Consider the following 18,442-nt stretch of genomic DNA (forward strand, 5'->3'; position numbering starts at 1 on the left):
TTTGGCGGTGGGGCCGCTGCTCGGCGTGGCTGGCCTGGCCTGGCCTGGCTTGGCTTGGGCGTTGGCTTGGCTTGGGCTTGGCTGGCTTGGTCTTGACTGGCCTGGGCTTGGGCGTGGGCGTTTGGGCTTAGGCCGCGAGATTGCCATCAGGGCCGTGGCCGCCGTCGCCTCCGCGGCCATGGCCGCAATCTCGGCGTGTAACCGCGCCGGGCGAAAGGCCTCAGTGACCCGGCCTCGGCTTGGGCTTAGGCCGCGAGATTGCCATCAGGGCCGTCGCCGCCGTCGCTTCCGCGGCAACGGCCGCAATCTCGGCGTGTAACCGCGCCGGGCGAAGGCCTCACTGACCCGGGCCTGGGCTTGGGCGTTGGCGTTGGCGTTTTGGCTTAGGCCGCGAGATTGCCTTCAGGGCCGTGGCCGCCGTCGCTTCCGCGGCCGTGGCCGCAATCTCGGCGTGTAACCGCGCCGGGCGAAGGCCTCAGTGACCCGGGCTTAGGCCGCTTGGGCTTAGGCCGCGAGATTGCCATCAGGGCCGTCGCCGCCGTCGCTTCCGCGGCAACGGCCGCAATCTCGGCGTGTAACCGCGCCGGGCGAAGGCCTCAGTGACCCGGGCTTGGATGAATTCCGGCGAATGCTCTTTGACGACCTTGATGTCGATCCAGCCCCGACTCTCGATGCGCTCGGCGCGGCCGATGTCGTACACGTACGTCTTGCGGTCCTCGTTGTGGTGGGCACCCTCGTAGTCGAGGCCGATCATCGGCTCGTCGTAGCCCATGTCGAGGTAGGCCACGTCGCGGCCTTCCCCCACCTTGATCTGAGTCCGCACCGGATCGAGCCAGGTGTCGACAAGAAGCAACCGCAGCCGGGACTCCCGTGGCGACTGCGCGCCACCGTCCATCAGACTCAGCGACTTGACGGCCCTGCGCATCCCGCGCGCCCCGGGGTAGCGCTGCGCCAGGGTCAACACGTCGACGGCCTTGACGTCGGTCGCGTTGGCCAGCGCGTCGAGCCGTGCCACCGCCGGGTTCCGCCTCAGGTGCCGGGCCAGGTCGAACGCGGTGCGCTCCGGCGTCGTCACCAACATGCCTGCGATACCGGTGACCTCGTCGCCGTCGATCCGCTCGTTGCGGACGACGACCCCCGGCGGCGGGCGACCGCACCGCCAAATCAATTCGATCGGCACCTCGGCGTCGACCCATTTGGCGCCGTGCAGAGCCGCTGCCGCGGCGCCGGCGATCACGGCACCACGACCCGACCACAGCCACGCAGCGATCGTGCGGTCCCGCAAGGACAATTGGGACGCGGCGGGCACGTACACGTCCGGAAAGATGCGGCGGTAATTCCACCGCAATGCCGACCGCGTCAGCGCGCCCGCGGCCAACGCCTCGCTACCGATGAACACCCTGCCCATGCGGCGGATATTCGTCGACGGCGCAGACAAGTTGCGGCGTTAGGCCTCGAGATTGCGGCCAGGGCTGTGGACAACCGAGCAGCCACGGCCCTCAGCGCAATCTCGCGGCCTAAGCCGCTCGCGACCTAAGCCGCACGTGGCCTAAGCCGCTCAGCTGTTGGGCCGCTGCCGCGGCACACCGGGATGCTGGGCGTACCAGAGGTCTTCGAGGTGGCGGACGCGGTGGTGCTCGATCATCAGCCAGCCGCCGCCCACCACGAAGCCCGCCAAGCCGAGCGCGCCGAGCATGACGCCGACGTCGTGATTGACCGTGGCGAACGCCGCGAGGGCAGAGACGAAACTGACGAGCGCGAGACCGATCACCACGAGCCCCGGCATGATCTTGTTGTCCTTCATCGACTCACCTGCGTGCGGGCGCGTAGTCCGCACATGGTCGACGGGATCGTTGGGACCCTTCATCGGTAACTCCTTAGAACTACCCCTCCAGTGTGCTACCGCCAGGGCAGCGAAGGAAGACTCAAAACGGCGCTGAGCACCATCAGAGCCAGAAGGATCCACCCGGCGGTCTGCCGGGCCCACCGGGCGCTGTGCTCGCGACGCCGGAAGCTGCGCACGATCGACCACAGACCACCGACGAGCAGGATGGCCGGCGCACCGAGCGCGAGCATCGCCCGCTGCGACGCGCCGCAACCGGCGGCCTGGGCGAGCGACCCGGTGCATGTCCCGATCCACACCATCGCGACGAAGAGGAACGTCGCGCCTGCGGCCGCGAAGCCCAGCCCGGTCCGGACCGCGTCGCGCACGCCGGGCTCGGAATAGTCGGCACCACGGCGCAGCTCGCGACTGTGGTGGGACAGATCCGTCATCGCGTGGTCTCCGGTTCAAGCAGGCAGGTGGTTTGCCGGGAGTTCCCCGGCGCCTGCGCGGGTAAACCCGACATGCGCAGGTAAACCCCACCTGCGCAGGTAAACCGGACCTCCGCAGGTAAACCCCACCTGCGCAGGTAAACCCGGCCTCCGCAGGTGAACCCGACCTGCGCGGGTAAACCCGACCTGTCGGGGCCGTTGCCTACGATGCGGCCGTGACAAGGCTGCGGTGGAAGCTGTTCATGGCGTGGGGTCTCGCCGCGGGCAGCACTGCCTACCTGGCCGGCGCCGGACCCGGGTGGAGTGTGCTGGTGGCGTTGCTGGCCCCGATGGCCACGGTCGCGACGCCGCGATTCGTCCGCGCCGCCGTCGTCGGGGCGACCACCCCGGGCGCCCGCGAACGGGCCGTCGACGCGGACATGTCGGGCACCGAATTCGAGGACCACATCGCGCGGATCGCGCGCAGCTGCGGGGTTCCGGTGATCATGACGCCGCTGACCGGCGACTGGGGCGTCGACCTGATCGTCGGCCATCGGCCCCACCGGCTGGCCGTGCAGTGCAAACGGCAGTCACGGCCGGTCGGCTCAGGCGCGGTGCAGGAGGTTGTCGCCGGCGCGCCGATGCAGGACTGCACTCAGACGATGGTCGTCACCAATCACGAATTCACCCCGGCGGCACGGAAACTGGCCGAACTGCACGGATGCGAGCTGGTCGGCGGCGCGGACCTGCCGCGGCTGCGCTCGACGATCCGCAGGCTCACATCGTCCTAGGCGCCGAAATTGCATTCCACGTTGCCATTTCGCGGTTTTCCCCGCGCGGAATGCAATTTCGGCGGATCTCACATCGTCCTGAGCACCGCGCGCACCGCGTCGAGCGCGGCGTCCAGTTCGGCCGCCGACACCGTCAGCGCCGGCCGGAACCGCACGCTGTCCGGGCCGGAGCCCAGCATGATCACACCGCACTCCCAGAGCCCGGCGATCAGCGCGTCGCGCTGCGCGGCGCTGGGCATGCTGAACGCACACATCAGGCCACGGCCGCGCACGTCACGCACCAGCGCCGGGAACTCGGCGGCCAGCCCGTCGAGCCCGTCGCGCAGATACCGTCCGCTCTCGGCGGCGCGGTCGAAGAGTCCGTCGACCTCGATGACCTCGAGGATCCGGCGCGCACGCACCATGTCGGCGAGGTTGCCGCCCCACGTGGAGTTGATCCGCGAGCTGGTGTGGAAGACGTTTCCCGGCACCTCGTCCACGCGGCCGCCGGCCATCACACCGCACACCTGGGTCTTCTTGCCGAACGCGACGACATCGGGCCACACCCCCAATTGCTGGTAGGCCCAAGGGGTTCCGGTGATCCCGCAGCCGGTCTGCACCTCGTCGAAGATCAGCAGCGCGTCGAACTCGTCGCACAGCTGCCGCATCGCGGCGAAGAACTGGGGACGGAAGTGACGGTCGCCGCCCTCCCCCTGGATCGGTTCGGCGATGAAGCACGCGATGTCGTGCGGGTTGGCCTCGAACGCGGCGCGCGCCTGGCGCAGCGACTCGGCCTCGAGCGCGTCGACATCGGCGCCGGGCCGCACATACGGCGCGTCGATGCGCGGCCAGTCGAACTTCGGGAAGCGCGCCACCTTGTTGGGGTCGGTGTTGGTCAGCGACATCGTGTAACCGCTGCGGCCGTGGAAGGCTCCCTTGAGGTGAAGAACCTTGGTGCCCAACGCAGGATCGAGGCCCCTGGCCTCGTTGAGCCGGCTCTTCCAGTCGAAGGCGACCTTCAACGCGTTCTCGACGGCCAGCGCGCCGCCGTCGACGAAGAACAGGTGCGGCAGGTCGGGATCACCCAGCACGCGGGCGAAGGTGTCGACGAAGCGGGCCATCGGAACGCTGTAGACGTCGGAGTTGCTCGGCTTGTTCAGCGCGGCGGCGGCCAGTTCGGCGCGGAACTCGGGGTCACCGGCCAGCCCGGGATGGTTCATGCCCAGCGCCGACGACGCGAAGAACGTGAACATGTCGAGATAGCTGCGCCCGGTGCGGGCGTCGACAAGATGTGAGCCGTGCGAGCGGTCGATGTCGAGCACCAGGTCCAGGCCGTCGGCCAGAATGCTGCGGGCCAGCACGTGATGCACGTCATCGGGACCCACGCGGTGGGTTTCGGCGTCCGCCTCCGGCCGCACGGAAGCATGGAGTGGCATACAAATGTCGGTCACACGCCGATTTTAGCTCATTTTTTACGGCACAGCAGCCCACTGAACCGATAATCATCCGGCTATCGGTGTGCCGCCCGACTGTGTCTCCCGGCACACACTCGCCGGTGTTCACCTCCGATCCACACGACCGCAAGTCGCCGTTCACCGGATCCGGCGAACATGGCGAGGATCGACTGCCCAGCGAGGTGGTCGTGCCGACTGCTTCGACCGTCACCGCGGTCTTTGCGCGCCTACGATTGAACATCTGGCACGTCGTCGCGGCGAGTGACGACTTGTCGGTGTGGCACCACGAAGGGAAGGGCACTCATCGCGAAGCGGTCGGACCGGCAGATGGTCGCCGGTGAATTGGTCCTACGGTGGGTGGTCGAGGTGACGCGATCCAGGCGGGCAATGCACCCGACGATGCCGTGGCGCAGTGCAGGGCGGCCGTCATGAGCCTGCTCGGCGCGCCACTGAAGCTCATCCAAATCGCCGGGGGGACAGCGCTTCTGGCGGGCGACGCCGCCATCGGCGCCGGGCGGGCCGTCGCGGGCACCGCCGCCGGAGTGGTCACCGATGTCGCGGCAGGCGCGGCGTCGACCGCCCGCGCGGCGGCCGGGCTGGTCCAGGACGCGGCGGCCGGTGCACCGACGGCAGTGCAGACCGCGGCCGCCATCACCGCCGAGGCCCTCGGCGGTCACCCCGTCAAGCGCAGCAGCCGACTGAACTCGCACCACTGGATCGAGATCTGCGGTCTGAGCGGACCCGACGCCGACGCGATCGCCGACGAGGTGCTCGCCGCCGTGCACGCCGTCGCCGGCGTCAAGCACGCCGAGATCAACCGCTCGGTGGCGCGCGTCATAGTCACCACCCATCCCGAAGGACCCGCGGAAGACCTGGCACAGGTGGTGGCCGATGCCGAGCGTCGCGTCCGGACCGGGCCCTGCGGCGACCGGCACCGCCCGCTCACCCTGCCCGGAGACGACGCGCTGCTGGCCGCCCGGACGCTCGGCGCGCTGGCTGCCGTCGCCGGCCTCGGCCTGTCGGTGACCGGCAACGCGCTGCGCGTGCCGAGGGTGACCGAGCTGTTGTCGGTCGTTCCCACCATGGCCGCCAACGTCCCGCAGTTGCGCCGTCAGTTAGAGCACAGGCTCGGCCGCGACAGCACCGACCTGCTGCTGAGCCTGATGAACGCCGCAGCCTCGGCACTGACCGCCTCGCCGACGTCCGCGGCCGCCGAGGCCGCCACGCGCACCATGCTCGCCGCGGAGGCGTGGGATGCCCGGGTGGCCTGGCGCCGCCACGAACCGAGGCTGGCCGCCTACCCGCCGGAGGGCGGCCTGCCCGACCGCGGCACCCTGGAGTGGGACTACGGTCCCAGTGAGCGCTATGCGGAACGGATCGGCGAAGCCGGCCTGGCCGCCGCGACGATCATCGGCGCGGTCACCCGCAACCCCACGATCGCGGGCAGTGCCGCCCTGGTGACCGCGGCCAAGCCGTCGCGCGCCGCGCGCGAGGCGTTCGGCGCCGCGATGACCCGGGGGCTGACCCACCAGCATGACGTCGTCGTCGTCCGACCGCGAGCGCTGCGCCATCTGGACCGGATCGATGCGATCGTCATCGACCCCCGCGCGCTCTACACCGACAAGCTCACGGTGACTCGCGTTGTGGGAGTGACGAATTCGCGGCGCGCCCATGCCTGGGAAGCCGTCCGGGCGGCGCTCGAATCCGACGGCCTGTCGCCCGGCTGGCACAAGCTCTCCACCATCCCGGGAGCCGGCCGGGCGGGCAAGGCGCTGGTCAGCCCGGTGCGCGATCCCCTCGCCAACGCCGTGGTCACCGAGGCGCGACGCACCAAACCGCGGGTGGTGTCGATCGCCGACGATGGGTTGCGCTCGCTGGCCCAGGGCTTCGACCGGTTGTATCCCGTCGACGGCTCGATCGACGACGCGCTGGTCGCGGCGGTCGACGAACTGAGAGCCGACGGCGCCACCGTCGCGATTTTGACCACGCCGGATTTGTCGGCGAACCAGGACGCCGACCTGACGATCGGGCTGGAACGTCCCGGCTGGCCGCCGCCGTGGGGGGCCGACGTGTTCGTGCCCGACCTGCTGTCGGTGTGGCGCATCCTGCACTCGCTGCCGACCGCGCGTGCCGTCACCGCCAGGGGTGTCCGGCTGTCGGTGTCCGCCACCGCGCTCGGCGCGCTGATGCTCATCCCCAGCGTTCCCGGCAGCGGTCCGGAGTCGGTCAACGTCGGCGTGGTCGGCGCGCTGTGGTCGGGGTTCACCGCGGGCAGCAAGGTGTTCCGGGACCCCCCCGCCGGAGCCGGAGACCGCGCACGACTGGCACGCCCTCCCGGTCGCGGAGGTGCAGCGCCTGTTACCTCGGCCGCCCGACGAAATACCCGATGATGATTCAACAGGTTTGACCGATCTGCCGCCGCTTCGCGCGCTCGGGCGCGCCGGCACCTGGTCGTGGCATCTGACCCGCGATTTCGTCGCCGAGATGCGGACGAATCTCGCCGACCCGATCACGCCGCTGCTGGCCACCGGGGCGGTGGCCAGCGCCCTGCTGGGTTCACCGCTGGACGCCGCGCTGGTCGGCGGTGTGCTGCTGGCCAACGCCGCGCTGTCGGCCGAGCAGCAGTTGCACGCCGAACGCATCCTGCAGCGGTTGATGGCCGTCGAGGAGCCGCTGGCCCGCAGGCTCGTGGGTCCGCTCGATCGGGGCGGCCACGAGAGAGTGCCGGCGAGCCGGCTGCGGCCGGGCGACATCATCGAGGTGCACGCCGACGAGGTCGTCCCCGCCGACGCGCGACTGATCGAGGCCACCAGCGTCGAGGTCGACGAGTCGTCGCTGACTGGCGAGTCGCTGCCGGTGCCCAAGCAAACCGATCCCACACCGGGAACCCCGCTGGCGGAGCGGGCGTGCATGCTCTACGCGGGCAGCACGCTGGTGGCAGGCACCGCGGTGGCGGTCGTCACCACCGTCGGGTCGCGCACCGAGATGCGCCGCGCGTTGGCGATGGCGCCGGACAAGTCGCGTGAGATCGGCCTGCAGCGCCAGCTGAGCCGAATCACCAAGCGTGCCTTGCCCTTCAGCGTGGGTGGCGGTGCCCTGGTGGGGTTGCTCAGCCTGGCCCGCGGCACCCCGCTGCGCGAGGCCGTCGGCAGTGCCGTCGCGTTGACCGTGGCCGCTGTGCCGGAGGGGTTGCCGCTGGTCGCCACGCTGGCCCAGCTGGCCTCGGCCCGGCGCCTCACCGGTGAGTCGGTGCTGATTCGCAACGCGCAGTCGATCGAGGCGATGGCGCGCCTGCAGGTGGTGTGCTTCGACAAGACCGGGACGCTCAGCGAGAACCGGCTGCGGGTGAAGGCGGTACACCCCGTCGACGGCTTCACCGAGGAACAGGCGCTCGACGCGGCCCTGAGCACGATCTTCGTCCGGCCGGGTCATCGCGCCCACCATGCCACCGACGACGCGATCCGTCGTGCCGTCCACGGTGACGAGGACGCAGCGGACACGACGGCGATCGAACGCGACGCGTTCCTGCCGTTCCAGGCCGGCCGGCCGTTCGCGGCCGCGATCGTCGGCACCCGGCTCACCATCAAGGGCGCGCCCGAGGTGCTCGCGTCCGCGCTGGCCCAGGCCAACGGCCCGGCGGTGGCCGCGATCGACGACATGGCCGCCAAGGGCCTGCGGGTGATCGCGGTGGGCGAGCGTCAGCTCACCCCGGAACAGGCCGCCGCCGCGGGCGCCGATGCCGCCGCGTTCGAGGACTTGTGCCGGTCGGAGCTGACCCCCATCGGCCTGCTCGGGCTGGCCGACACCCCGCGGGCGAGTGCGCAGGACGTCCTCAAGGAGCTCGGCAACCGTGGCATCGGAGTCCGGCTGATCACCGGCGACCATCCGGTGACGGCGATGGTCATCGCCGGCGAACTCGGCCTCGACGTCACCGCCGATCAGGTGATGACCGGTGTCGAGTGGGAGGGCCTGTCGGCCGAGCAGCGCGCCGAGGCGGTGGTGTCACGGATCGTCTACGCCCGGATGTCACCCGAGCACAAGATCGACGTGGTGCAGACGCTGGAGCGTATCGGCATGGTGACGGCCATGGTGGGCGACGGCGCCAACGACGCCGCGGCGATCCGGGCGGCGAGTGTGGGGTTCGGGGTGGCCGCACGCGGCAGCGATCCGGCCCGCACCGCCGCCGACGTGGTGCTGCTGGACGGACGGATCGAGGCACTGCTCGACGCCCTCGACGAGGGCAAGCAGCTGTGGCTTCGGGTCCAGTCCGCGGTGTCGATGCTGCTGGGCGGCAACACCGGCGAGATCGCGTTCGCGCTCGTCACCAGCGTGCTGACCGGGCGCTCCGTACTCAACGCCCGGCAGATGCTGCTGGTCAACATGCTGACCGACGCGCTGCCTGCCGCGGCGCTGGCCGTCAGCCGCCAGACCGACACCACCGGGCAGGTGGACCTGGACGAGGCGGCGATGTGGCGGGCGATCGGCGTCCGCGGCGCGGCGACGACCGTCGGGGCCACCTCGGCCTGGGCGATGGCGAGTATGACGGGCACGCCGCAGCGCGCCTCGACCGTCGCGCTGATCGGATTGGTGTCGTCACAGTTGGCGCAGACCCTGATCGACTCCCGCAGCCCGCTGGTGGTGGCGACGGCGCTGGGTTCGTTCGCCACCCTGGCCGGGGTCATCAGCACCCCCGGCGTCAGCCAGGTCTTCGGATGCACGCCGGTGGGCCCGGTCGGATGGGGTCAGGCGTTCTCGGCCACGGCGGTGGCATCGCTGCTGTCGGCGACGGCGCCGGAGCTGCTGCACCGCGCCACCGACGCCGTGCGCAAGCGCGTGGCCGACGTCGTCGAGTCAGTCCCCGTCGTGGACGACGAATCAGTCACCGTCGTGGACGACGAGTCAGTCCTGATCGTCGACGACGACGAGTCAGTCCTGATCGTCGACGACGACGATGCCGACCTGGACGAGGACGGCGTAGAGGGCACGGATCGGCGGCGTCAGCAGATGGACACCGGCAGTGATTAGCGTGTCGGGGCCGGCAGAACGCGAGAAGTCAGACACGCCCGAAAGGTAGCCTCGGCAGTGGGTGCATTCGGGGACCTTCAGTTGAACGGGGGACGAAATGTTCGATAAGGCGCGGTCGTTCGTCGCTTCCCACCATGACGCCTCCGAACTCGTCAAGGAGGCGGAGAAGTTCTCGATCCGGCTCCCGATAGTGGGGCGGATCGCGGTCCCACCGCCCGATCAGCTCGCGTTCTTCGGCGTGCTGGGCGCGCTGGCCGCCCTCGGTGCGATCGAATGGCCGGTGGCAGCGGCCATCGGCGTCGGGCAGGTCGTGGTTTCGCGGCATTTCAGCGACTCGAAGCCCGACGCCGAGAAGCCTTCTGCGGCCCCGCCGCGCAAGGCCGTCACGGCAAAGGCCCCGGCGAAGATCGCGGCAAAGGCCCCGGCGAAGGTCGCGGCGAAGAAGGCCGCCGCGAAGAAGGCACCGGCCAAGAAGGCACCGGCGAAAAAGGCTCCCGCGAAGAAGGCGGGCGGCAGCAGCCCCAAGTCGTGACTTTGTCGTCCGGCTACACGCCGACCTGCTGACGTCAGTCGTCGATGACGAGGACGCCGGCGCGCACGAGAACGGTGTAGACGTGCTCGACGACGGGCCTGACCAGCCGGACTCCGGCGTCGACGAGGTTGTCAGTGCCGAAGTCGCGCAGAATGTCGCTCACGGCGGTGAGAGTAGCGGCCCAGGAGGAAATAGGAAAGGCTTACCTAACGGATATTCGCCCGCCTTCGCCCCGCTCAATCAGCACTCGAAGTGTGGCCCGGGGGACGCGTGGCTCTCGATCGGGTCGATTCCGACGCAAAGCCCACTCTGTCGTAAACTTCAGCCGCCGCGACGCCCGTAATCGTAATTAGTCCGGTATGTGTCGCCGACCGCTGTAAAACTTCTGTAGGATGATCGTGCTGCGGGTCTTCACGTCGGCCGCGGTGCGGATTCGCTGCAACAGACCTTCCAGGGCCCGCGCCGACTCGACGTGAACCAGCAGCATGTAGTTGTCCTCGCCGGCCACCGAATAACACGCCTCGATTTCCGGGATGTGTTCCAGCCGCGCGGGTGCATCATCGGGTTGGGAAGGATCGAGAGGGGTGATGGCGACGAACGCCGACAGCTTGCTGCCGACGGCCTCGGGGTCGATGCGGGCGGTGTATCCGCACACCACCCCGCGCGATTCCAGCCGGCGGACCCGCGACTGCACCGCCGACACCGACAGACCGGCCGTCGCGGCCAGGTGCGCCAGCGTCGCCCGACCGTCGGCGACCAGCTCGCGGGCCAGCACGCGATCGATCTCGTCGAGCGGCTGCGGATCTGCGGGTTCGGTCATGGCCGCACTGTATCGGAGGGCGAATGCGTAGCGTCGAAACCTGGCAGTTGCGGGCGCAATTCGCCGCCGGGCTGTCACAGATGTACGGCGCCGAGGTGCCCGCCTACCACACCCTGGTCGACGTCAGCTCCGCGGTGAACGCCGCGTACGCCGCGGCCTCGCCGGCGCTGCGGCTGGGATCGCTGGAGCGCGTCACCGCCGAACGCCACGGCGCCATCCGGGTCGGCTCCGCCGCCGAGCTGGCACAGGTGGCCGACCTGTTCTCGGCGTTCGGGATGTACCCCGTCGGCTTCTACGACCTGCGCGAGGCCGCGTCCCCGGTGCCCGTGGTGTCCACGGCGTTCCGGCCGGTCGATCCGGAGGAACTGGCCCGCAACCCCTTTCGGGTGTTCACCTCGATGCTGGCCAGCGCCGACACCCGATTCTTCAGCGCGGACCTGCGCGGGCGGGTCGAACGGTTCGTGGCCGGGCGACAGTTGTTCGACCCTGCGTTGATCGCCTCGGCGCGCCGCATCGCCGCCTCGGGCGGCTGTCCGCCGGATGAGGCTGCCGAGTTCGTCGCCGCCGCGGTGTCGGCGTTCGCGCTGTCCCGCGAGCCGATCGACCGCGCCTGGTATGACGAACTCGCTGCGGTCTCGGCCGTCGCCGCCGACATCGCGGGCGTCACCTCCACCCACATCAACCACCTGACCCCACGGGTCCTCGACATCGACGAGCTGCAGCACGCCATGACCGAGCGCGGCGTCACGATGATCGACCACATCCAGGGGCCACCGCGAACGCCAGGTCCTCAGGTGCTGTTGCGGCAGACGTCATTTCGGGCGCTGGCCGAACCGCGGCGGTTCCGCACGCCCTCCGGCGAGGTGGTCGACGGCACGCTGCGGGTGCGGTTCGGCGAGGTCGAGCAACGCGGGATCGCGCTTACGCCGCTGGGCCGTTCACGTTACGACGCGGCGATGGCGTGCGCCGACCCTTCGGCGGTGTGGGGTGAGCACTTCCCCGCCACCGACGCCGAGATGGCCGCGTCCGGGCTGGCCTACTATTACGGCGGCAACCCGTCGAGACCTGTTGTGTACGAAGACTTTCTGCCCGCCTCGGCGGCCGGGATCTTCCGCTCCAACCTGGACACCGACGCCGTGGCCGGCGCGGGCGGCGACACCACCGACTACAGCCTCGACTGGATGGCCGGGCAGATCGGCCATCACATCCACGACCCCTACGACCTCTACGAGAAAGTCGCGTCCTCATGACCACTGTTGTGACCCCCGTCCTGCCCACCGCGGATGCGCTGCGCACCCGTGTCCGGGACGCGCTGGCCGCCGTCGGCGCCACGGTGCCCCTCGGCGCGCCCGGCGCGGAGGGGCTGCCCGCCAGCACGCCGATCACCGGGGACGTGCTGTTCAGCGTGCCGCAGGCGTCGGCGGCGGACGCCGACGCAGCGGTTGCCGCTGCGGCGGAGGCATTTTCGACGTGGCGGACCACACCCGCCCCGGTGCGCGGCGCGCTGGTGGCGCGGCTGGGACAGCTGCTCGTCGAGCACAAGGCCGCACTGGCTTCACTGGTGACCATCGAGGCCGGCAAGATCAATTCCGAGGCGCTGGGCGAAGTGCAGGAGATGATCGACATCTGCGAGTTCGCGGTCGGGCTGTCGCGGCAGCTGTACGGCCGCACGATCGCCTCCGAACGCCCCGGGCACCGGCTGATGGAGAACTGGCATCCGCTCGGCGTGGTCGGCGTCATCACCGCGTTCAACTTCCCCGTCGCCGTGTGGGCGTGGAACACCGGTGTCGCGCTGGTATGCGGTGACACCGTGGTGTGGAAACCCTCGGAGCTGACCCCGCTGACCGCCGTGGCGTGTCAGGCGCTGCTGGAGCGGGCCTGCGCGGACGTCGGCGCGCCCGCGGCGGTCGGCCGGCTGGTGCTGGGTGAGCGGGAGGTCGGCGAAAAGCTGGTCGACGATCCGCGGGTGGCGCTGGTGTCGGCGACCGGTTCGGTGCGGATGGGCCGCGAGGTGGGCCCGCGGGTGGCTGCTCGCTTCGGTCGCGCGCTGCTGGAACTGGGCGGCAACAACGCTGCGATCGTCACCCCGGCGGCCGATCTCGATCTCGCGGTGCGGGGCATCGTGTTCTCGGCGGCGGGCACGGCCGGTCAGCGGTGCACCACGCTGCGCCGGCTGATCGTGCACTCCTCGGTGGCCGACGAGCTGGTGTCGCGGATCGTGGCGGCCTACAAGCAGTTGCCGGTCGGCGACCCGTTCGCCGACGGAACGCTGGTGGGCCCGCTGATCCACACGGCGTCCTACCGGGACATGGTGCTGGCCCTGCAGCAGGCGGCGGCCGAAGGCGGGACGGTGACCGGCGGCGAGCGCGTCGACGTCGGCGACGAGGGCGCGTTCTACGTCACGCCCGCGGTGGTGCGGATGCCCGCGCAGAGCGCGGTGGTGCACAAGGAGACGTTCGCGCCGATCCTCTATGTGATGACCTACGAGACGCTGGACGAGGCCATCGCATTGAACAATGCGGTGCCACAGGGGCTTTCGTCGTCGATCTTCACGCTCGACATGCGGGAGGCGGAACGATTCCTGGCCGCCGACGGCTCGGACTGCGGAATCGCCAACGTCAACATCGGCACATCCGGTGCGGAGATCGGCGGCGCGTTCGGCGGGGAGAAGGAGACCGGCGGCGGCCGCGAGTCCGGCTCGGATGCGTGGAAGGCCTACATGCGGCGCGCGACCAACACCGTCAACTACTCGACCGAGCTGCCGCTGGCCCAGGGCGTCCACTTCGGCTGAGCCGCGTGTGGGCGCCATCAAGCGCCATCAAGCGCGAGCGTGCGTGTCTGCGGCCGACACGCCGCCTTTGAGGCCTACTTTGCGCACGCTCGCGGCACACTCGGGGCATGGAACTTGCACGCAAGACAGCGATCGTCACCGGAGGCGCCTCGGGGATCGGCGCCGCGATAGCCACCGAACTCGCGTCGCACGGCGTCAGGGTGGTCGTCGGTGACCTCGACGAGTCCGGTGCGCACGCCACCGCCTCGGCGATCCGGGACTCCGGTGGTGCGGCCGCGGCCCTGCGCGCCGACGCGTCCGACATTGCCGACATCGAGGGCCTGATCACGCTCGCCGCCCGCGAGTTCACCCCCGTCGACATCTACGTCGCCAATGCCGGAATCACCGGAAAGCCCGGCCTGGGAACCGAATCCGACTGGGACGTCATCCTCGACGTGAACCTGCGCGCACATATCCGCGCGGCCCGGCTGGTGGTGCCGCACTGGCAGTCGCGCGGGTCGGGGCACTTCGTGTCGGTGGCCTCGGCCGCCGGATTGCTGACGCAGTTGGGTGCCGCCGGCTACGCGGTGACAAGCACGCCGCGGTGGGGTTCGCCGAGTGGCTGGCGATCACCTACGGCGACGACGGCATCGGTGTCAGCTGCGTGTGCCCACTCGGCGTGGATACCCCTCTGCTGCAAGCGATTCGCAGCACCGACGACCCCGACTCGCGGCTCGGCGCGTCGTCGATCGAGCAGTCGGGGAGCGTCATCAGCGCGGCCGACGTCGCGGCCGTGACGGTCGAGGCCATCCGCACCGACCGGTTCCTGGTGTTGCCGCACCCCGAACTGCTCGAGATGTACCGGAACAAGGGCGGCGACTACGACCGCTGGATCAGCGGGATGCGCAGGTATCAGCGGACACTGCGCGCGCTCTGACGGACCTCAGGTGGCCGCCGGCTTGCCGGCGAACTCGGTGAACGCGGAGAACGCCCGCGCGCCGTAGATCGTGGCCGGGCCGCCGTGCATCATGATGCTCACACCGATCGCCTCGGCCGCCTCTTCCAGGGTGGCCCCGGCGCGGGCAGCTCCCCTGGCGTGCGACGCGATGCAGCCGTCGCAGCCCTGGACGATGCCGATCGTCATCGCGATCAACTCCTTGACCTTTCGGCTCAGCGCGCCGTCGGCGAGCGAGGCCTCGCTGATCGCGTTGAAGCCCTGATAGACCCCAGGAATCATCTGGCGCAGGGCGCGATGCTCTGGCCTCAGCTCGGCGAGTACGTCGTGGTAATGCTGTTCACCATCCATGACCTCAGTGTGTCCGCCGGTGACCGGTGCGGAAAGAGTCCAAAGTAATCAGGGCGGCGTGTGCGGAGGCGGGCATGGAAACGCTTCTACTGCAGGCGATTCGCAGCACCTGATAGGTGGATTCCGCGAAAAGCGACTCGCCCGCGATGCCGACGCAGCTGTTGTACATGTGCCAAGTAGTATCGGTCCATGGCTGGACCACGGCGCAGACTGTCCCCCGACGAGCGCCGTACCGAACTGCTGACCCTCGGCGCCGAGGTGTTCGGCCAGCGGCCGTATGACGAGGTGCGCATCGACGAGATCGCCGAGCGCGCCGGCGTGTCGCGCGCGTTGATGTACCACTACTTTCCTGACAAGCGGACGTTTTTCGCCGCGGTCGTGCGCGCCGAGACCGAGCGGCTGTTCCTTGCGACGAACACCCCTCCGCAGCCCGGGCAGACGCTGTTCGCACAGCTTCGCGCCGGTGTGCTGGCCTATCTGCAGTACGACGAGCATCATCCGCACGAGGCCTGGGCGGCCTACCTCGGGATGGGGCGGTCAGATCCGCTTCTGCGCGGCATCGAGGACATCGACAACGACCGTCAGGCCAACCGGATCATCGACCGCATCACCACCGCTGTCGGGGGCGGCATCGACTCCAAGCTGGAACGCGACCTGCGCGCAACCGTCTACGGCTGGCTGGCGTTCACATTCGAGATGTGCCGGCAGCGACTGATGGACGCGTCGCTGGACGCCGACGTCATCGCCGACCTGTGTGCGCACGGCCTGATGGACGCCGTGGGACGGGTGCCGGGGATCCCCGCCGCGCTGGCCGAGGCCGTCTCCCCCGAACGGCGTTGAGCTCAGGCCGTCGAACGGCGTTGAGGTCAGGCGGGATTGCAGCGGTTACGGAAATCCACAAGAGGTTGCCGGATGCCGCGCATCTCTGCGGCCACCTGCGGGTTGGCGTCGGCGAACGCGACCACCGCGGCCTTCCTCTGCTCCGGCGCCATGTCCTTGATCGACGTGTAGAACTCGTTGACCGGAGGATGGGTGAACAGGTACGCCGAGGTGGCCGCACTGACGCCGGTCATAATGCCGGCGAGGTCGGCCGCCGTGCAGTTCGGCGGCTGGGCGTGGGCGGGGACGACGGCTGAGAGGACGCCGGCAGCACCGACGGCCGCGGCGACCATCCGCCGCGCGATGTGGGAAGTCACACAGGGATCGTAGGCCCGTCAACCGCCGCAGCGGTTGCGGAAATCCACCATCGGTTGACGAATGCCCCGAAGCTCGGCCTGCACCTGCGGGTTGGCGTTCATGAACGTCTCCAGCGCCGCCCGGCGTTCGTCCGGCGGGCGACCCTTGAGGCCGGTGAAGAAGTCGTTGACCGGCGGGTGGGTGAACAGGTACGCCGACGTCGCCGCCATCACCCCGGTCATCACCCCGGTCAGATCGGCCGAGGAGCAGTTCGGCGGTGGCGGCTGGGCCGCGGCCGGCGCCGCGCACAGCACCGCCGCGCACGCCAGCGCAGCGGTCAGCGGGCCGAGGGGATGGAGCGACATGTGCTTCTCCTCTGTAGTCATCGTCCGCGGCCTCCGCCGATGCCTCCGCCGCCGCCGGGACGACCGCCGCCTGGGCGGCCCGGCCCGCCGATATCGGGACGACCGGGGCCTCCGATGCCGGGCGGACCAGGATCGACGTCGACGTCGAAGTCGACGTTCCACCACTCGTCGCAGTCGTACCAGTCGAGGTCGCACGGGTACGGGACGTAGGGCCCCGACGGCCCGCCCCCTCCGGTTGCCCCGCGCACCTCACCTTGGGAACAGATGGTCGTGCCGCCGGCGCTGGTGCAGTCCGCCACGGCAGGCGGAGCGAGCGCGATCCCGGTGGACACCACCACCGGCACCACGCACAGGTAAACCAAGCGCATCGCTCACTCCTACTGCGTTGGTTCGTGCACAGCCACATGGATTCACGGCCGGCTGCGGTGAGCGTAGGCAGCGGCGCCAGGTCGGGACATCCCCCACAACGGGTGAAAACGACTGCAACCGCTGGACTATCGCCGCGCCGCGCGTAGTGTCCGATACGCCTGGGGTCACGCCACCCGGCTGTCCCTAGCAGCCACGCCGCCCGGCATGACCCCAGGCCTCCAGGTTCCCCCAGATAGGGGGACGACAGGTCCGCTGGGTCGCTTTACGTTCCGATCGACAGCGATCGGGAGGCCGGCCATGGCGGTACACGAGGATGATTGGTCGAGGCCCGCGGCGGTGGCGATTCCCCCCGAGGGCTACTTCGAGTTGGAGCGCGGCCGCTACGGACCGACCTATCCCCGCACCCCCGCCTGTCACGGCTTCTCGATCATCGCCAAGGTGAAAGAGGGTCCCGAAGCGGCCGATCCGCAGGGTTCACAAGGGAATTCCGGCCTTCACCACCCTTCGCGGGGGCCCCTACTTCTTCCTGCCGAGGCTCACCGCGCTGCGCTATCTGACCACTCTCGACGATGAGGACCGTCGATGACCGTTCGACCCGCCCGGACCTACAACCAGAACCACATCCCCCGTCCGCACGACGGCCGGCGCCGCATCAGCATCTACTGGACGTGGAGTTATCCCTGGGAGGCGCAACGTGATCCCGCGGCGATGAGCAACCGGTTCTCGACCCTGACCGAGGTCCGTAACGTCGTGTATCCCGCCTACGAGACACCGGAGTTCGAGGCGGCGAACTTCCTCCAGGGCATCGCCGGAACCCTGGAACTGTTCCACCGCTCCACCGTGACATTCCAGAACCTGGCCGGCGAGGTGACCGGGCACCCGGTCGCGGTATACCAGCGGGTCGACCAGGCCGGCTATCCGCAACTCATCGACGAGCGGATCCTGGCCGACACCGACACCCTGATGGTGTTCGGTCTCGACCACCTCGACTCCGAGCTCGAACCTGCTCGGGAAGAAGTGGAAGCGATCCGCCAATGGCTGCGCCGAGAGGGCACCTGCCTGCTGCTCGCACCCCACCACGACGTCGGATTCACCGACGATCTCGCCCAGCGGCAGGTCGAATACGAACACCACGGTGACCGGCTGGTACCGCGCCAGCAACGATTCACCCGCTACACCCGCGCCCTGATGCGTGCCCTCGGCGTTCCGGTGCACAACATCTGGGGCCTGCGACCCGCCGTGCCGCCCGGAACACGGGAACCGGTTGCGTTGACCACATTTCAGGAGTTCGACGAGCTAGGCCTGCTGGCCGACGTGCCGACGTTGAGTTTCCACCAGCACCTGCCCCACTACGAACTGACGGCGCCGGAAGGCGCGAGCCTGCGTGTGCTGGCGCGCCAGCCGATCGACATGAACCGACCTCATCCGTTCACCGACGCCGGGAATACCGCGTTCAACGCGGTGATCTGGATGCCGCCCGACGGTGACAGGGCCGGTGACATCGTGCTGATCGACTCCACCCATTTCACAACGCTGTTCGGCGGCACCGACAGCCTGCGCAACCTGTGGCGCAATCTCGCGACGATGACTCGCGGCTGAACC

Annotated in this window: 16 protein-coding genes and 2 pseudogenes; 8 read left to right on the forward strand and 10 right to left on the reverse strand. The window is 69.6% G+C overall.

Features of this window, described 5'->3' with window-relative positions; genetic code table 11:
* Nucleotides 1–523 precede the first annotated feature (523 nt).
* From BN976_RS07675 to BN976_RS07685, 3 genes are all read right to left on the reverse strand, one after another.
* Entirely contained in the window at nucleotides 524–1,408 is an 885-nt protein-coding gene (locus tag BN976_RS07675) for a type IV toxin-antitoxin system AbiEi family antitoxin (protein ID WP_036369702.1), read from the reverse strand.
* Nucleotides 1,409–1,558: 150 nt separating this feature from the next.
* Nucleotides 1,559–1,867 (reverse strand): protein UsfY, encoded by a 309-nt coding sequence (gene usfY / locus BN976_RS07680; protein WP_036369704.1) that lies wholly within the window; start codon nucleotides 1,865–1,867, stop codon nucleotides 1,559–1,561.
* 32 nt (nucleotides 1,868–1,899) lie between these two features.
* The gene (locus BN976_RS07685) at nucleotides 1,900–2,274 is read right to left on the reverse strand and encodes a hypothetical protein (RefSeq protein WP_036369710.1); all 375 of its coding nucleotides are present in this window, start codon (nucleotides 2,272–2,274) and stop codon (nucleotides 1,900–1,902) included.
* A gap of 215 nt (nucleotides 2,275–2,489) precedes the next feature.
* Here BN976_RS07685 and BN976_RS07690 point away from each other — a divergent pair, with 215 nt between their 5' ends.
* Nucleotides 2,490–3,044, forward strand: coding sequence for a restriction endonuclease (locus BN976_RS07690; protein ID WP_084182248.1), 555 nt, complete (start codon nucleotides 2,490–2,492; stop codon nucleotides 3,042–3,044).
* A gap of 68 nt (nucleotides 3,045–3,112) precedes the next feature.
* On the opposite strand, the gene lat is transcribed toward BN976_RS07690, so the two are convergent.
* Nucleotides 3,113–4,459: an L-lysine 6-transaminase gene (gene lat / locus BN976_RS07695; protein WP_051558361.1), complete on the reverse strand. Its 1,347-nt coding sequence runs from the start codon at nucleotides 4,457–4,459 to the stop codon at nucleotides 3,113–3,115.
* Nucleotides 4,460–4,905: 446 nt separating this feature from the next.
* Between lat and BN976_RS34755 the strand changes: the two are divergent.
* Both BN976_RS34755 and BN976_RS07710 read left to right on the forward strand, forming a co-directional pair.
* Nucleotides 4,906–9,502, forward strand: a pseudogene (locus tag BN976_RS34755) (HAD-IC family P-type ATPase).
* 97 nt (nucleotides 9,503–9,599) lie between these two features.
* Nucleotides 9,600–10,034 (forward strand): hypothetical protein, encoded by a 435-nt coding sequence (locus tag BN976_RS07710; RefSeq protein ID WP_036369725.1) that lies wholly within the window; start codon nucleotides 9,600–9,602, stop codon nucleotides 10,032–10,034.
* A gap of 34 nt (nucleotides 10,035–10,068) precedes the next feature.
* Here the strand turns inward: BN976_RS07710 and BN976_RS34585 are convergent, their stop codons facing one another.
* Together BN976_RS34585 and BN976_RS07715 are read right to left on the reverse strand one after the other, a co-directional pair.
* Complete coding sequence (locus BN976_RS34585; protein ID WP_268748844.1) at nucleotides 10,069–10,197, reverse strand: hypothetical protein; 129 nt, start codon at nucleotides 10,195–10,197, stop codon at nucleotides 10,069–10,071.
* 186 nt (nucleotides 10,198–10,383) lie between these two features.
* Complete coding sequence (locus BN976_RS07715; protein WP_036369726.1) at nucleotides 10,384–10,854, reverse strand: Lrp/AsnC family transcriptional regulator; 471 nt, start codon at nucleotides 10,852–10,854, stop codon at nucleotides 10,384–10,386.
* Between the two features lie 23 nt (nucleotides 10,855–10,877).
* Here BN976_RS07715 and hglS point away from each other — a divergent pair, with 23 nt between their 5' ends.
* The 3 genes and pseudogenes from hglS to BN976_RS07730 all read left to right on the forward strand — a co-directional run bounded on the left by hglS (nucleotide 10,878) and on the right by BN976_RS07730 (nucleotide 14,561).
* Nucleotides 10,878–12,104, forward strand: a complete 1,227-nt coding sequence (gene hglS, locus BN976_RS07720) for a 2-oxoadipate dioxygenase/decarboxylase (RefSeq protein WP_036369727.1) — start codon at nucleotides 10,878–10,880, stop codon at nucleotides 12,102–12,104.
* Nucleotides 12,101–13,645, forward strand: a complete 1,545-nt coding sequence (gene amaB, locus BN976_RS07725) for an L-piperidine-6-carboxylate dehydrogenase (RefSeq protein ID WP_036369728.1) — start codon at nucleotides 12,101–12,103, stop codon at nucleotides 13,643–13,645. Before hglS ends, amaB begins: the two co-directional genes overlap by 4 nt.
* 107 nt (nucleotides 13,646–13,752) lie before the next feature.
* Nucleotides 13,753–14,561: pseudogene (locus BN976_RS07730) on the forward strand (SDR family NAD(P)-dependent oxidoreductase).
* Between the two features lie 6 nt (nucleotides 14,562–14,567).
* Here the strand turns inward: BN976_RS07730 and BN976_RS07735 are convergent.
* Nucleotides 14,568–14,930 (reverse strand): carboxymuconolactone decarboxylase family protein, encoded by a 363-nt coding sequence (locus tag BN976_RS07735; protein WP_036369729.1) that lies wholly within the window; start codon nucleotides 14,928–14,930, stop codon nucleotides 14,568–14,570.
* A 189-nt stretch (nucleotides 14,931–15,119) separates the two neighbouring features.
* Here BN976_RS07735 and BN976_RS07740 point away from each other — a divergent pair, with 189 nt between their 5' ends.
* Entirely contained in the window at nucleotides 15,120–15,770 is a 651-nt protein-coding gene (locus tag BN976_RS07740) for a TetR/AcrR family transcriptional regulator (protein WP_036369730.1), read from the forward strand.
* Nucleotides 15,771–15,796: 26 nt separating this feature from the next.
* On the opposite strand, the gene BN976_RS07745 is transcribed toward BN976_RS07740, so the two are convergent.
* The 3 genes from BN976_RS07745 to BN976_RS33750 are packed head-to-tail and all read right to left on the reverse strand — an operon-like array spanning nucleotide 15,797 to nucleotide 16,839.
* On the reverse strand, nucleotides 15,797–16,102 hold the full coding sequence (locus BN976_RS07745) for a heme-binding protein (protein WP_036369733.1): 306 nt from the start codon (nucleotides 16,100–16,102) through the stop codon (nucleotides 15,797–15,799).
* Nucleotides 16,103–16,144: 42 nt separating this feature from the next.
* Entirely contained in the window at nucleotides 16,145–16,471 is a 327-nt protein-coding gene (locus BN976_RS07750) for a heme-binding protein (protein WP_036369734.1), read from the reverse strand.
* Between the two features lie 17 nt (nucleotides 16,472–16,488).
* Nucleotides 16,489–16,839: a hypothetical protein gene (locus BN976_RS33750; RefSeq protein WP_036369735.1), complete on the reverse strand. Its 351-nt coding sequence runs from the start codon at nucleotides 16,837–16,839 to the stop codon at nucleotides 16,489–16,491.
* A 583-nt stretch (nucleotides 16,840–17,422) separates the two neighbouring features.
* Between BN976_RS33750 and BN976_RS07760 the strand changes: the two genes are divergently transcribed.
* A complete protein-coding gene (locus BN976_RS07760) occupies nucleotides 17,423–18,439 on the forward strand; it encodes a hypothetical protein (RefSeq protein WP_036369736.1) in 1,017 nt (338 codons plus the stop codon).
* The last annotated feature ends 3 nt before the right edge of the window (nucleotides 18,440–18,442 follow it).

Source organism: Mycolicibacterium austroafricanum, assembly GCF_000612725.1.
GTDB lineage: Bacteria > Actinomycetota > Actinomycetes > Mycobacteriales > Mycobacteriaceae > Mycobacterium > Mycobacterium austroafricanum.

Excerpts from the sequence above, each read along its gene's own strand:
- BN976_RS07760 (WP_036369736.1), top strand. The coding sequence starts at position 17,423 with ATGACCGTTCGACCCGCCCGGACCTACAACCAGAACCACATCCCCCGT.
- hglS (WP_036369727.1), top strand. The coding sequence starts at position 10,878 with ATGCGTAGCGTCGAAACCTGGCAGTTGCGGGCGCAATTCGCCGCCGGG.
- usfY (WP_036369704.1), bottom strand. The coding sequence starts at position 1,867 with ATGAAGGGTCCCAACGATCCCGTCGACCATGTGCGGACTACGCGCCCG.
- BN976_RS07710 (WP_036369725.1), top strand. The coding sequence starts at position 9,600 with ATGTTCGATAAGGCGCGGTCGTTCGTCGCTTCCCACCATGACGCCTCC.
- BN976_RS07735 (WP_036369729.1), bottom strand. The coding sequence starts at position 14,930 with ATGGATGGTGAACAGCATTACCACGACGTACTCGCCGAGCTGAGGCCA.
- amaB (WP_036369728.1), top strand. The coding sequence starts at position 12,101 with ATGACCACTGTTGTGACCCCCGTCCTGCCCACCGCGGATGCGCTGCGC.
- BN976_RS07685 (WP_036369710.1), bottom strand. The coding sequence starts at position 2,274 with ATGACGGATCTGTCCCACCACAGTCGCGAGCTGCGCCGTGGTGCCGAC.
- BN976_RS07715 (WP_036369726.1), bottom strand. The coding sequence starts at position 10,854 with ATGACCGAACCCGCAGATCCGCAGCCGCTCGACGAGATCGATCGCGTG.
- BN976_RS07750 (WP_036369734.1), bottom strand. The coding sequence starts at position 16,471 with ATGTCGCTCCATCCCCTCGGCCCGCTGACCGCTGCGCTGGCGTGCGCG.
- BN976_RS33750 (WP_036369735.1), bottom strand. The coding sequence starts at position 16,839 with ATGCGCTTGGTTTACCTGTGCGTGGTGCCGGTGGTGGTGTCCACCGGG.
- lat (WP_051558361.1), bottom strand. The coding sequence starts at position 4,459 with ATGCCACTCCATGCTTCCGTGCGGCCGGAGGCGGACGCCGAAACCCAC.
- BN976_RS07745 (WP_036369733.1), bottom strand. The coding sequence starts at position 16,102 with ATGGTCGCCGCGGCCGTCGGTGCTGCCGGCGTCCTCTCAGCCGTCGTC.
- BN976_RS07740 (WP_036369730.1), top strand. The coding sequence starts at position 15,120 with ATGGCTGGACCACGGCGCAGACTGTCCCCCGACGAGCGCCGTACCGAA.
- BN976_RS07675 (WP_036369702.1), bottom strand. The coding sequence starts at position 1,408 with ATGGGCAGGGTGTTCATCGGTAGCGAGGCGTTGGCCGCGGGCGCGCTG.